At 73.9% G+C, this 13074-nt stretch carries 12 protein-coding genes; 4 read left to right on the top strand and 8 right to left on the bottom strand.

Annotated features, from left to right (window positions below):
- Nucleotides 1-59: 59 nt before the first annotated feature.
- The 3 genes from fabG to IW256_RS20795 form a co-directional block, all read right to left on the bottom strand.
- The gene (gene fabG, locus IW256_RS20805; protein WP_197012580.1) at nt 60-815 is read right to left on the bottom strand and encodes a 3-oxoacyl-ACP reductase FabG; all 756 of its coding nucleotides are present in this window, start codon (nt 813-815) and stop codon (nt 60-62) included.
- Nucleotides 816-840: 25 nt separating this feature from the next.
- Nucleotides 841-1992: an acyl-CoA dehydrogenase family protein gene (locus tag IW256_RS20800; RefSeq protein ID WP_197012579.1), complete on the bottom strand. Its 1152-nt coding sequence runs from the start codon at nt 1990-1992 to the stop codon at nt 841-843.
- Nucleotides 1993-2553: 561 nt separating this feature from the next.
- Nucleotides 2554-2886: a DUF3099 domain-containing protein gene (locus IW256_RS20795; RefSeq protein WP_197012578.1), complete on the bottom strand. Its 333-nt coding sequence runs from the start codon at nt 2884-2886 to the stop codon at nt 2554-2556.
- A gap of 46 nt (nt 2887-2932) precedes the next feature.
- Between IW256_RS20795 and IW256_RS20790 the strand changes: the two genes are divergently transcribed.
- Nucleotides 2933-3145 (top strand): dodecin, encoded by a 213-nt coding sequence (locus tag IW256_RS20790; RefSeq protein WP_197012577.1) that lies wholly within the window; start codon nt 2933-2935, stop codon nt 3143-3145.
- Nucleotides 3146-3301: 156 nt separating this feature from the next.
- Here IW256_RS20790 and IW256_RS20785 read toward each other — a convergent pair whose 3' ends face one another.
- On the bottom strand, nt 3302-4693 hold the full coding sequence (locus tag IW256_RS20785) for a metallopeptidase TldD-related protein (protein WP_197012576.1): 1392 nt from the start codon (nt 4691-4693) through the stop codon (nt 3302-3304).
- A gap of 100 nt (nt 4694-4793) precedes the next feature.
- The gene (locus IW256_RS20780; protein ID WP_197012575.1) at nt 4794-6293 is read right to left on the bottom strand and encodes a TldD/PmbA family protein; all 1500 of its coding nucleotides are present in this window, start codon (nt 6291-6293) and stop codon (nt 4794-4796) included.
- A 181-nt stretch (nt 6294-6474) separates the two neighbouring features.
- Here IW256_RS20780 and IW256_RS20775 point away from each other — a divergent pair, with 181 nt between their 5' ends.
- Entirely contained in the window at nt 6475-7179 is a 705-nt protein-coding gene (locus tag IW256_RS20775) for a beta-ketoacyl-ACP reductase (RefSeq protein WP_197012574.1), read from the top strand.
- A gap of 97 nt (nt 7180-7276) precedes the next feature.
- The gene (gene fabI / locus IW256_RS20770) at nt 7277-8074 is read left to right on the top strand and encodes an enoyl-ACP reductase FabI (protein WP_197012573.1); all 798 of its coding nucleotides are present in this window, start codon (nt 7277-7279) and stop codon (nt 8072-8074) included.
- Between the two features lie 121 nt (nt 8075-8195).
- On the opposite strand, the gene IW256_RS20765 is transcribed toward fabI, so the two are convergent.
- The 3 genes from IW256_RS20765 to IW256_RS20755 all read right to left on the bottom strand — a co-directional run bounded on the left by IW256_RS20765 (nt 8196) and on the right by IW256_RS20755 (nt 11935).
- Entirely contained in the window at nt 8196-8882 is a 687-nt protein-coding gene (locus IW256_RS20765; protein WP_197012572.1) for a hypothetical protein, read from the bottom strand.
- Nucleotides 8883-8994: 112 nt separating this feature from the next.
- On the bottom strand, nt 8995-10881 hold the full coding sequence (locus tag IW256_RS20760) for a helix-hairpin-helix domain-containing protein (RefSeq protein WP_197012571.1): 1887 nt from the start codon (nt 10879-10881) through the stop codon (nt 8995-8997).
- Nucleotides 10882-10981: 100 nt separating this feature from the next.
- A complete protein-coding gene (locus IW256_RS20755; protein WP_197012570.1) occupies nt 10982-11935 on the bottom strand; it encodes an aldo/keto reductase in 954 nt (317 codons plus the stop codon).
- A 266-nt stretch (nt 11936-12201) separates the two neighbouring features.
- Here IW256_RS20755 and IW256_RS20750 point away from each other — a divergent pair, with 266 nt between their 5' ends.
- Nucleotides 12202-13020: an undecaprenyl-diphosphate phosphatase gene (locus tag IW256_RS20750; RefSeq protein WP_197012569.1), complete on the top strand. Its 819-nt coding sequence runs from the start codon at nt 12202-12204 to the stop codon at nt 13018-13020.
- Nucleotides 13021-13074 lie beyond the last annotated feature (54 nt).

The raw sequence follows: 13074 nt of genomic DNA, 5'->3' as shown, positions 1-13074 counted from the left end.
CACCGCACCGGGCACAGACGCCTGCCGCGCCGGGCCAGGGCCGCCGGGGGCGGCCCCGGTCAGTCCTTGGGGCCGCCGGCGACGTAGATGACCTGCCCCGACACGAACGAGGCGTCCTCGCTCACGAGGAACGCCACCGTCCCGGCGATGTCCTCGGGCGCGCCGACCCGCCGCACCGGGATCTGCTCGGCCGCCGCCGCCTTGAACTCCTCGAAGTCGGCCCCCATCCGGGCCGCGGTGGCGGCGGTCATCTCGGTGGCGATGAACCCGGGGGCGATCGCGTTGGCGGTCACCCCGAACTTGCCCAGCTCGATGGCCAGGGTCTTGGTGAAGCCCTGCAGGCCCGCCTTGGCCGTCGAGTAGTTGGCCTGGCCGCGGTTGCCCAGCGCCGAGGTCGACGACAGGTTCACGATCCGGCCCCAGCCCGCCTTGGTCATGTGCCCCTGCACCGCCCGCGTCATCAGGAACGCGCCGCGCAGGTGCACGGCCATGACCGCGTCCCAGTCGTCCTCGCTCATCTTGAACAGCAGGTTGTCGCGGATGATGCCGGCGTTGTTGACCAGCACCTGCGGCGCGCCCAGCTCCGCGGTGATCCGTTCCACCGCGGCCTCCACCCGGGCCGCGTCGGAGACGTCCACGGCCACGGCCAGCGCCCGCCCGCCCTCCTTCCGCACGGCCTCGACCGTCGCCGCGCAGGCGTCCTCGTCCAGGTCGCACACCGCGACCACGAAGCCCTCGCGGGCCAGCCGCACCGCGGTGGCGGCGCCGATGCCGCGCGCCGCGCCGGTGACGACGGCGACCCTGTTCCCGCTCATGTGGTCCTCTCCTTCGCCGGGCGGCTCAGACGCCCAGGTCCTTGGCGATGATCGTCTTCAGCACCTCGCTGGTGCCGCCGTAGATGCGGGTGACCCGGGCGTCGGCGTACAGCCGGGCGATCGGGTACTCCAGGATGTAGCCGTATCCGCCGTGCAGCTGCAGGCACTTGTCGACCACGCGGGCCTGCACCTCGGTGCAGAACAGCTTGGCCCTGGCGGCGTCGGCGGGGGTCAGCTCACCGGCGTCCAGCGCCTCGGTGGCGCGGTCCACCAGCGACTGCGCGGCCTCGACCTCGGTGGCGCACTCGGCCAGCACGAACTTGGTGTTCTGGAAGGAGGAGACGGGCTTGCCGAAGACCGTGCGCTCCTGCACGTACTTGCGGGCGAACTCCACCGCGGCGGCGGCCGAGGCGTAGGAGGAGACGGCGATGCCGAGCCGCTCCTCGGCCAGGTTGTGGGTGAGGTACTCGAAGCCGCGGCCCTCCTCGCCCAGGAGGTCCTCGACGGGCACCCGCACGTCGCTGAACGACAGCTCGGCGGTGTCGGAGCTGCGCAGGCCGATCTTCTCCAGCTTGCGGCCGACCGCGTACCCCTCGCTCTTGGTGTCCACCGCCAGGATCGACAGGCCGGTGCGGCGGTTCTCCGGGGTGGCGGGGGAGGTGCGGGCCACCACCAGCACCCGGTCGGCCAGCACGCCGCCGGTGATGAACGTCTTGGCCCCGTTGAGGATGTAGTGGTCGCCGTCCCGGCGGGCGGTGGTCTGCACGCCCGCCAGGTCCGAGCCGGTGCCGGGCTCGGTCATCGCGATGGCGGTCATCATGTCGCCGGAGATGAAGGCGGGCAGCCAGCGCTTCTTCTGCTCCTCGCTGCCGTACTTGAGCAGGTAGGGCAGGACGAGGTTGACGTGCACCGCGTAGCCCCCGAAGCTCACCCCGGCGCGGGCGCACTCCTCGGAGATCACCACCTGGTACTTGAAGCTGGTCTCGCCGGCGCCGCCGTACTCCTCGGGCACCGTGATGCCGAAGACGCCCAGCTCGCCCAGCTTGTTGTAGAAGTCGCGGGGCGGGTGCCCGGCGTTCTCCCAGGCGTCGTAGACCGGCGCGACCTCGGCGGCGATGAAGTCCCGGATCGTGGCCCGGAAGGCTTCATGATCCTCATTGAACACGGTACGGCGCACGGTCCGCTCCCTTCGATCCTCATCCGACGGAACGTCAAGTTACTTCGAACTCAATTCTAGAATCAACTCGGGTGCCGGTCGGGGCGCCGTCCCGCGGGTGCCGTTTCGGCCCGTGGCCGGAGAAGGCCAGGGAGGATGCTTGCCATCGGACCGCGCGGATGGGCGGCGCGGGAGAGCCCGTGCTCAGGCCCGCGAAGGCCGCCGGGGCCGAGGATTTGCCGGATCTTGCCCGCCGGAGCCGCGCAAGGGCCCCGGGATGAACGCCAGGTGACGGTCCCGCCAAGGCCGGGTCATCAGGGCCCGCCCGGGACACCGGCGCCCTCCGGGCCGCGCGGGGGCCGCCGGTCCGCTGCGCCGGGCGTCGTTCTCGCAGGTCAGAGCCCGAAGACGGGGGACCGCAAAATAAAAGCGACGCCGGGTGGATACGGGGGCAATCCACCCGGCGTCGCATCATCGGTGTTCCGACGGGGGCCCGGAACACCGGCACGGGCGCTCCGACGGGGGACCAGAGCGCCGGTACAAATCGTACACCGAACCCCCCCGCCCCTAGTCAAGAGAAAGTCACGACCGGATTTCCGGTCGCTGTCCGGAAATGCCCTTGTGGTGCGGGCTATCCGGGCTCTCGAAGCGTGCCGAAGGCTGCGGCTCGCGCCCGCCGTTCGCGAAGATGACGCTGATGTAGGGCAGGAAGACCGCCCCGACCACCAGCAGCCCCACGAGCCACAGCGGAGCCCCGGCCACACCGGCGAAGACGGCCCCGAGGAAGCACCCCGTCCGGATGCTCATCGAGATCAGGTAACGCCGCTGCCGGTACTGGATGTCCTCCGACATGGGCTTGGGCGCGTTGGTGACCGTGTAGACCTCGGCACGCCGACGGCGAATGACGTTCACCATTCCACGGTATGCCCTGGGAGACCGCCACGCGACACCAGGAGGGGCCATGACCGACCGGACGTACCGGGTGACCGAGATCGTCGGCACCTCGCCCGACTCCGTCGACGCGGCCGTGCGCAACGGCATCGCCAGGGCCGCGCGGACCCTGCGTCATCTGGACTGGTTCGAGGTGACCGAGGTCCGCGGCCGGATCGAGGACGGGGAGGTGGCCCACTACCAGGTCGGCATGAAGGTCGGCTTCCGCATCGAGGACGACTGAGACGCTCTCAGCGCCCCTTGGAAGGCCTGCCCCGCCCGCACCGTCCCGCGGGGCGCCACGGCCCGCCCGGAGACGCCACCGCCCGCCGTGAACCGGCGTGGAAGGGCCCGGGCGCCCCTCCACTCACCGGAGGGCGCCCGGGCCCTGGAACCCGCGTCAGGACGCCTGCGAGACCGTCGACATGTTGAAGTCGCCGACCCGCACGGGCGGCATCGCCGTACGCGTGAAGTAGTCCGACCACTCGCGGGGGAGCGTCGGGCCCGTGGCGCCGACCTCGGAGATCCGGCCGAGCAGGTCCACCGGGCTCTCGTTGAACCGGAAGTTGTTCACCGCGCCGGTCACCTCCCCGTTCTCCACGAGGTACACCCCGTCACGGGTGAGACCGGTCAGCAGCAGCCGCTGCGGATCGACCTCGCGGATGTACCACAGGCAGGTCAGCAGCAGCCCGCGCTCGGTCCGCGCGACCATCTCCTCCAGCGACGCGCCTCCCCCCGCGGGGGAACCGGTCATCGTCAGGTTGTCGATCGCCGGGGTGAGCGGCAGCCCCGTGCGCGCGGCCGAATGCCGGGTCTGGGTCAGCGCGGCGAGGGTGCCCTCGGAGATCCAGTCGGTCCGCTCCAGCCCCAGCCCGTTGTCGAACACCGACGACTCGCGGCTGGAGGCGTGGGCCACGACGAACGGCGCGCACTCCAGCCCCGCGGCGCGCGGGTCGCTCGACAGCGTGACCGGCAGCGCCGCCAGCTTCTCCCCGACCCTGGTGCCGCCGCCCGGCGCGCTGAACACCGTACGGCCGTCATGGGCGTCCCGCGCCCCGGCCGACCAGTACAGGTAGATCATCAGGTCGGCCACCGCGCTCGGCGGCAGGATCGTCTCGTACCGCCCCGCGGGCAGGTCGATCCGGTGCTCGCCCCACCCCAGCCGCCGGGCCAGGTCACCGGTCAGCCCCGGCACGTCCACGTCGGTGAAGTCGCGGGTGCCCACACCCGCCCACGCCGAGCCGCCCGCGCCCTTGGCGTTGAGCTCCAGCAGCCCGGTCGGCTGGTCGTGCCGCAGCCGCAGCCCCGCCGACGTGCCCAGGAACGTCGAGGTCACCATGTGGTTGGCGAACCCGTACAGCCTGCGCCCGCCCGCCTCGGCCGCGGCGAACGCCTCACCCAGCGCCGGCGCGAAGGCGGAGAACACCCCGATGCCGGTCTCGGCGGGCGCGGCGTCCCAGTCACCGCCCGCCGGCGCCCGGTCGATGAGCGGCGCGGCGTCCTCGGCCGCGGCGTTGCCGGCGGCGTCCGCCTCGGCCGCGCGGACCAGATCCTCCAGATCGGCCGCGTCCACCGCCGCCCGCGACACCACCCCCGCCGCCACGCCCTCGCCCGCCCGGCGCAACGCGACCACGGTCAGCCGGTTGGACCGCGTGACCCCGTTGGTGGTCAGCGTGTTGCCCGCCCAGCGCAGATTGGCGGTGCTGGACTCGTCGGCGATGACGACGCAGTCGTCGGCCCGCGACAACTCCAGCGCCCGCTCCACGGCCTCCTGAGGCTTGAGAACGCTCACTGTGCTTCCCGCTTTCCTAGGGCGCGCTTGTGGCGGCGCCTTCCCTCGTCGCTCGTTCCTCGCTCCTCAGTCCAGGCGCCGCCGCGCGCCTCCGGCTCGCTCACTGGCCGGCCTCCTTCAGCGCGTTGAGGATGTTGACCCCGCGGAACAGCGCCGACGGGCAGCCGTGGCTGACCGGGGCGACCTGCCCCGGCTGGCCCTTCCCGCAGTTGAACGCCCCGCCCAGCACGTACGTCTGCGGGCCGCCGACGGCCTCCATCGAGTTCCAGAAGTCGGTGGTGGTGGCCTGGTAGGCCACGTCCCGCAGCTGCCCCGCCAGCCGGCCGTTCTCGATCCGGTAGAAGCGCTGGCCGGTGAACTGGAAGTTGTGCCGCTGCATGTCGATCGACCAGCTCTTGTCACCGATGATGTAGACGCCGCGCTCGACGCCCGAGATCAGCTCGTCGGTGTCCGGGCCGCCCGGCGCCGGCTGCAACGACACGTTGGCCATCCGCTGCAGCGGCATGCTGGAGGCGGCGTCGGCGAACGCGCAGCCGTTGGAACGGTCGGCGCCCGTGAGGCGGGCGATCCGCCGGTCCGTCTGGTAGCCGGTGAACATCCCGGCGGAGACGATGTCGAAGGCCTGCGTCCGGACGCCCTCGTCGTCGTAGCCGACGGTGGCGAGGCCGTGCTCGGCGGTGCGGTCCCCGGTGACGTTCATGACCTTCGAGCCGTACTGCAGCGTGCCCAGCTTGTCCGGGGTGGCGAACGAGGTGCCCGCGTAGGCCGCCTCGTAACCCAGCGCCCGGTCCAGCTCCGTCGCGTGCCCGATCGACTCGTGGATGGTCAGCCAGAGGTTGGACGGGTCGATGACCACGTCGTAGGTGCCGGGCTCCACCGAGGGCGCGGCCAGCTTCTCGGCCAGCAGCTCGGGCATGCGCCCCAGCTCGCCGTCCCAGTCCCAGTGGCCTCCGGTCAGCCACTCCCAGCCGCGGCCCACGGGCGGGGCGATGGTGCGCATCGTGTCGAACACGCCGTCCCCGATGCCGACGGCGTTGAGCACCGGATGCAGCCGCACCCGCTGCTGCGTGGTGACCGTCCCCGCCAGGTCGGCGAAGAACTTGTTCTCCTTCACCTGCAGCAGCGTGGCGTCGGCGTGGTCCACCCGGTCGTCGTCCAGCAGGCGGCGGCTCCACTCGGCCAGCAGCGCGACCTTGTCGGCGGTGGGCACCGTGAACGGGTCCACCTCGTACGCCGAGACCCAGGTCCGCTCGCCGTGCACCGGCTCGGGCGCCAGCTCGATCGGCTCGCGGTTGACCGCGGCGGCGACCGCGGCGACCTCGACGGCCTGCGCGGCCACCCGGGCGGCGCCGTCCGGGGTGAGATCGATGCCGGCGGCGAACCCCCAGGTGCCGTCCTTGACCACGCGGACCGACAGGCCCACGTCGTCGGCGTCCAGCGCGGTCTCCAGGGCGGCGTCGTGCAGGCGCAGCGTCTGGCTGCGGATGCGTTCGAGGCGGAAGTCGGCGTGCTCGGCGCCCAGGTCCCGGGCCCGGCTCAGCGCCGCGTCGGCCAGCGCGCGCAACGGCAGCGCGGTGAAAGCGGGATCGATGTCATGCACCTACCGCAACCTACCCCCTCGCCCCGCCCGCGGAGGCGGGGCGCGGCGGGAACAAACACCGGTCAGCGGATCTTGTCGGATCGGCACATCTCGTTACCGCCGGTAGGCCGATACGCTCCTTGGCTGTTGTCAAATGAACGATGGAACGGCGTCGCCGACGCCGTCGACGAGAGGTACGACCATGAGTCGCTCTGTCCTCGTGACCGGCGGTAACCGGGGCATCGGCCTGGCCATCGCCCGGGAGCTGTCCGCCGGCGGCGACGCCGTCGCGGTCACCTACCGCTCCGGCCAGCCGCCCGAGGGCCTGTTCGGCGTCCGCTGCGACGTGACCAGCTCCGAGGACGTCGACGCCGCGTTCGCCAAGGTCGAGGCGGAGCAGGGACCGGTCGAGGTGCTGGTGGCCAACGCCGGCATCACCAAGGACACGCTGCTCGCCATCATGAGCGAGGACGCCTTCACCTCCGTCCTGGACACCAACCTCACGGGCTCCTACCGGGTCGCCAAGCGCGCGGTGAAGGGCATGATGCGCAAGCGGCACGGCCGGATCGTGCTGGTCTCCTCGGTCGTGGGCCTGCTCGGCTCCGCCGGCCAGGCCAACTACGCCGCCTCCAAGGCGGGCCTGGTGGGCTTCGCCCGGTCGCTGGCCCGCGAGCTCGGCTCGCGCGGCATCACCGTGAACGTGGTCGCGCCCGGCTTCGTCGACACCGACATGACCGCGGCGCTCAGCGAGGACCAGCAGAAGGCCATCAAGGGCGCGATCCCGCTGGGCCGCACCGCCCGTCCGGAGGAGATCGCCAAGGCCGTGGCGTTCCTGGCCGGAGAGGACGCCGGCTACATCACCGGTGCCGTCATCCCGGTCGACGGCGGCCTGGGCATGGGCCACTGAGCACGGACCACTCGGCACGGGTCACCGAGCACGGGTCACCGAGCACGCGTCACCGAGAAAACGGGCTACCGGGAAGAATGGGGCACTGAGACAAGTCATGGGAATCCTGGAAGGCAAGCGGATCCTGGTCACCGGCGTCCTGACCGACGCGTCGATCGGGTTCCACGTGGCGCGGGTCGCGCAGGAGCAGGGCGCCGAGGTCGTCCTCACCGCCTACCCGCGGCCGTCGCTGACCGAGCGGACGGCCAAGCGGCTGCCGTCCGGCCCGGACGACCCGCCGCCCGTGCTGGAGCTCGACGTCACCAACGCCGACCAGCTCGCGGGGCTGGCCGACGGGCTGCGCGACCGCGGGTTCGACCGGCTCGACGGGGTGGTGCACGCGATCGGGTTCGCCCCGCAGACCGCGCTGGGCGGCAACTTCCTGGAGACGCCGTGGGAGGACGTGGCCACCGCGGTCCACGCCTCGGCCTACTCGCTGAAGTCGCTGACGATGGCGTGCCTTCCGCTGATGAAGGACGGCGGTTCGGTGGTCGGCCTCGACTTCGACGCCTCGGTGGCGTGGCCGGTGTACGACTGGATGGGCGTGGCCAAGGCCGGGCTGGAGTCGTGCGCGCGTTACCTGGCCAAGTACCTGGGCCCGCAGGGCATCCGGGTCAACCTCGTCGCCGCCGGGCCGCTGGCCACGATGGCGGCCAAGAGCATCCCCGGCTTCGAGGGGATCACCGAGCTGTGGACGCAGTCCGCGCCGCTCGGCTGGAACCTCAAGGACAGCGACCCCACCGCGCGGGCCTGCGTGGCCCTGCTGTCGGACTGGTTCCCGGCGACCACCGGCGAGATCGTCCACGTGGACGGCGGGATCCACGCCATCGGCGCGCCCGGCCCGGCTTCGGCCTGACCCCGGCCTCCGGCCCGCGACGAGCCGCTCCGCGTTCCGGCGGGGCGGCTCGTCGGCGTCACGGCCGCGTACCGGTACGGCCGCGTACCGGTACGGCCCGGTGCGGGCCGGGCCGGACGCTTCAGGGGCGGCGGCCCGCGATGGAACGGGCGTGGCGGCGCCGCAGGTCGCGGCCGAGGAAGCTGATGTTGAAGGCGCCCACCATCCCGGCGGCGCCCGCGGCGGCGGCGACCCACAGGGTGGCCGGGGCGTCCTGCCGTTCGGACGCGGCGACCGGCGCGGTCAGCCGGGTCCGCGGCATGGGGCCGCCCTGCGCGGCGCCCTGAGGGCCGGCGACCTGCGGGGCCGGCAGCAGCCCGGGCAGCTGCGGGGCACCGCCGGTCGAGTACGGCTGCACGCTGTAGGGGCGGCTCTGCGGGCTCATGGGGGGCGGCGCGACCTGCCGTCCCGGGGCACCGCGGTCCTTGCCGGACGGAGGATCGGCCTTACGGCGAGGGGGCTTGGCCGGGGAGGTCTCCGGGGTCTTCTTCGGGGGCTTCTTCGTCGGGGCCGGGGCGGGAGCGGGGGAGGGCGCGGGGTCCTTCGGCTCGAGCCCGTCGCGGATGTTGTCGAGCTGGCACTTCCAGTTGTCGATGGTGCTGGCCGGATCGGTCCCCTTGGGGCAGGGCCTGGGCGCCGCCGCGGCGGCCGGGGGCGCGCTCAGGGCCATCAGGGTCAGGGCCCCGGCCGAGAGCGCCGAAGCCGCGCCGATCCGGCCGAGGCGGCTGCGGGGGCCGTGCTGGGCAAGGCGCCTCTGCTGCTGGGGCATCTCACTCCTTCGGCTGCGAGGGAACGCTGTTGACATTCTGCCAATAACAGTAGGCGGGCAGGGGGGACGGTCACAACAGCGCCGACCGGCCGGTTTGCGCCTTCTGCGGCCGTCACTGGACGACGAGCGCGGCCAGGCGCGTGCGCCGGGCCGGGGCGGGCCGTTCCCGTACCGCCGCGGCCAGCGCGGGCCCGGACGCCTGGACGACCGACAGGTGCCGGCGCGCCAGGCCGAAGGCGGTGGCCACCAGCGGACGCGTCAGCGCGCCGTCGTCGCCGGCGGTGGCGGGCGGGAGGACGGCGACCACGGCCGGACGGCGCGTCCCCCGGCCCAGCGCGACCGTGACCGCCCAGCCGGGCCGCAGCCGCGAGGTGAGGGCGGGCGGGACCACCGCCGTGCCCCCGGCGAACTCCACGTGCAGCCCGGCCGGGTCCGCGCCCGTGACGGTGCCGGCCTCGCCCACGGCCGCGTACGGGAGGGGCGCGGCCACCAGGACGCGGTCGCCGGGGTCGAACCCGCCGAACGCGCCCGGCCCCGGGTTGAGGCGGGCCTTCAGCGCGGCGTTGAGCGCGGCGGTGCCGGCCTCGCCCCCGGCCGCGGGCGCGACGACCTGGACGTCCTCCACCGGGATGCCCAGCGCGCGGGGGATGGAGTCGGTGACCAGCTGCACGGTCCGGTGCACGGCCTCGGTCGCCCCGTCGGCGGGCACGATCACGACCTCCTTGCCGGGCGCGTCCACGGTCACCAGCTCGCCGCCGCGCACGGCGGCGGTGAGGACGGCCGGCGGCGCGGCGGGCGCGTCCGGCTCCAGCTCGATCACCGCGACCGTCTCCGAGGCCTCCAGGTCGTCCAGCGGGCGGCCGGGGCCGGCGGGCGGCAGCGACTGCGGCTCGCCCCCGAGCACCAGGTGCGTCCCGTCCGCGCACGCCTCCACCAGCACGGCGCACAGCTCCACGTCCAGGCCCGCCCCGTCGGTCAGGACGAGCAGCTGCGGCTCCAGCGGCCGCTGCTCGCCGCGGCCGAAGACGACCGTGCCCGGCGCCGCCTCAGGGCCCCCCGCCCCCTCCCGCGGCTCCAGCAGGGTGTGCAGGCCGGCGATGGTGAACGCGGGCGCCTCCGGGGCCTGCGCGGCCAGGTCGGCCGCGGCCCGGTCGGTCGGGGTGACGACGGCCGCGCGCAGCCCGTGGGCCGCGGCGATCCCGGCGATGCCCAGCGCGGTCCGGGACAGGTCGTCGGCGGTGCCGCGCAGGATGCTCACGCCGGTGCCGAAGGCGGCGGTGACGGCGAGCGAGCGGTCCTCCGGCAGCCCGGCCCGGGCCGCCTTCACCGCGGCGTCGTCCAGCAGCGGCGCGGCCGTGGCGGCCAGCCGCCGCAGGCCCTCGGCGGCGGCCTCCTCGGCCAGCGCCCACCGCGCCAGGCCCAGGGTCTCCTCCGGCTCGGGGATCTCGTCGAGATCGCCGTCCTCCAGCGCGGCCTCGTCGAAGTCCGCCTCCTCGGTGAGGGCGATCGCCTCGGCCGCGTCCAGGGCGTCCTCGACCGCCCGCCGCGGATCGGGCACGCCGAGTCCCTCGAGGGCGGACAGCACCTCCGCGGGCGGCGTGACGGTATGGCCGTGCCGCGCCGCCTCGGTCAGCAGGTGCGCGACCAGCGCCCGGCCGCGCCGCCGGTCGTCGGGACGCGCCTGGTCGCCCAGCGCCCGCCGGGCGAAGTGGTCGGCCTGCCGCGGGGTCACCCCGGGGACGCGCAGCAGCCGCCACGGGTCCTCGCGGAGGAGCCCGGCGGCGCCGGTCCCGAGCCGGGCGAGGGTACGGTGCACCAGCGCCACGGGGACGCCCGTCCCGTCGAAGAGCTCGGCGAGGGCGGCGCGTCCGGCGGCGGACGCGGCGCCGGCCGGGGCGGCGCCGGGGGTTTCGGAGGCGCCCGGGGCCGCGGCGCCGGGGGTTCCTGCGGCGGCCGTCTCGGCGGCGCCCGGGGGGTTGGCGGAGTGGGATTCGGTCACGGGTTTCGGATCGTAGTCGATGCGCGCGCGCCCGCACGGCGAACCGCGCCCCACGGGCAGTGGCGCGTCAGTGACGCGTCAGTGGCGCGTCAGTGGCGCGTCACGGCGAGGCGGGGGCGATGTCGGACACGTCGTCGAGCGCGGAGCGGATCTCCAGGGGCAGGGTGAGCTGCTCGCTGAGCAGCGCCTGCTTCAGCTGCGCCGCCGTACGGGCCCCGACGATCGGCGCGGCCACGCCCGGCCGGTCCCGCACCCACGCCAGCGCCACGCCGAGCGGGGAGGCGCCCAGGCCCTCGGCGGCGGTGACGACCGACTCCACGATCCGGGCGCACTCCTCGTCCAGATAGGGCCGGACGAACTCGGCGAAGTGGGACGTGGCGGCGCGGGAGCCGGCGGGGATCCCGGTGCGGTACTTGCCGGTGAGCACCCCGCGGCCCAGCGGCGACCAGGGCAGCAGCCCGGCGCCGGCGTCCAGGGCCGCGGGGACGGCCTCGCGTTCGATGTCGCGGCGCAGCAGGGAGTACTCCAGCTGCGCGGAGATGATCGGCTCGCGGCCGGGCCAGGCCCGCTGCCACGCGCCGGCCTTGGCGATCTGCCAGCCGGCGTAGTTGGACACCCCGACGTAGCGGGTCCGGCCCGACAGGACCGCCTCGTCCAGCGCCGAGAGCGTCTCCTCCAGCGGCGTCCGGGGGTCGTAGGCGTGCACCTGCCACAGGTCGACGTACTCCAGGCCCAGCCGCTCCAGGGAGGCGTCCAGGGCGCTGAGGAGGTGCCGGCGGGAGGCGTCGTAGCGGCCGTTGGGGCGGATCGCGGCCTTGGTGGCGATGACGAAGTCGTCGCGCCCCACCACCTCGCGCAGCAGGTGACCGAGGATGCGTTCGCTGAGGCCGTCGCTGTAGACGTCGGCGGTGTCGACGAGGGTGCCGCCCGCCTCGGCGAACGCCGTCAGTTGCGAGGCGGCCTCGTCGGGTTCGGTGTCCTGCCCCCAGGTCATGGTGCCCAGGCCCAGCCTGGAGACCACGAGCCCGCTCCGCCCGAGGTGACGCTCTTCCATGGATCGGAACAGTAGCGGCAGGTGCCGGCCCGGCGGTCCGCCGAGGCGGCCGGTGACGGGCGGGCGGCGGCGGGATGTCGGCTGGGCCGCTTCGGGGTGTCGGGCGGGTGGCCCGCGCCTGGCCGGAGGGGGGCGGCACGCCTGGCGGCCGCCGGTGGACGCCTGGGCGCGGCCCGCGGCCGATACGCTTCCAGCGGGACGCGCCACCGCCGTGACCGGCCGGAACGCGCGCCGACGCCCGTTCGTGCTGAGGGGAACCGCCGCCTGTGAACGTCGTGGAAGCGACCGTCCTCGGGATCGTCCAGGGACTCACCGAGTTCCTGCCGATCTCCAGTTCGGGTCACATGCTGTTCGTGCCCAAGTTCCTGGGGTGGGAGGATCCGGGCGCGGCGTTCAGCGCGGTGATCCAGATCGGGACGATGGCGGCCGTCATCATCTACTTCTGGCGCGACCTGGCCCGCATCCTGGCCACCTGGACCAGGAGCCTGTGGACGCCGCGGCTGCGGACCCACCAGGACGCGCGGATGGGCTGGTACATCGGCCTGGGCACGATCCCGATCGGGGTGTGCGGGCTGGCCTTCAAGGACTTCATCGAGGGGCCGTCCCGGAACCTGTGGATCAACGCGACCTCGCTGATCCTGATGGGCCTGCTGCTGATGGTCGCCGAGTGGGCCGGAGCGCGGAAGCGGGAGGTCGGCGATCTGAACCTGCGGGACGGCCTGATCATCGGAGCGTTCCAGGCGCTGGCGCTGATCCCCGGCTCGTCCCGGTCGGGCTCGACCATGACCGGCGCGCTGTTCCTCGGCTACACGCGCGAGGCCGCCGCCCGCTACTCGTTCCTGCTGTCGGTGCCGGCCGTGGTGCTGTCGGGGGCGTTCGAGATGCGGCACGCGTTCGGCGGGGGGCTGCCGGTGGTGCCCACGCTGGTCGCCACCGCCGTGTCGTTCGTGGTCGGGTACGCCTGCATCGCCTGGCTGCTGAAGTACCTGGCCCGGCACTCGATGATGATCTTCGTGTACTACCGGGTCGCGCTGGGCGGGATCATCCTGGGCCTGCTCGCCGCCGGGGCGATCTCCGCGACCTGACGCGCGGGCCGCCGCGGCCTGTCGTGGCGCGGGGGCGCCGGGTTAGAGTGCGCA

Source organism: Actinomadura viridis, assembly GCF_015751755.1.
In the GTDB taxonomy this organism is placed as follows: Bacteria; Actinomycetota; Actinomycetes; order Streptosporangiales; family Streptosporangiaceae; genus Spirillospora; species Spirillospora viridis.
Note: the sequence above shows the minus strand (reverse complement) of the source record. Positions and strands in the feature narration are given on the sequence as shown.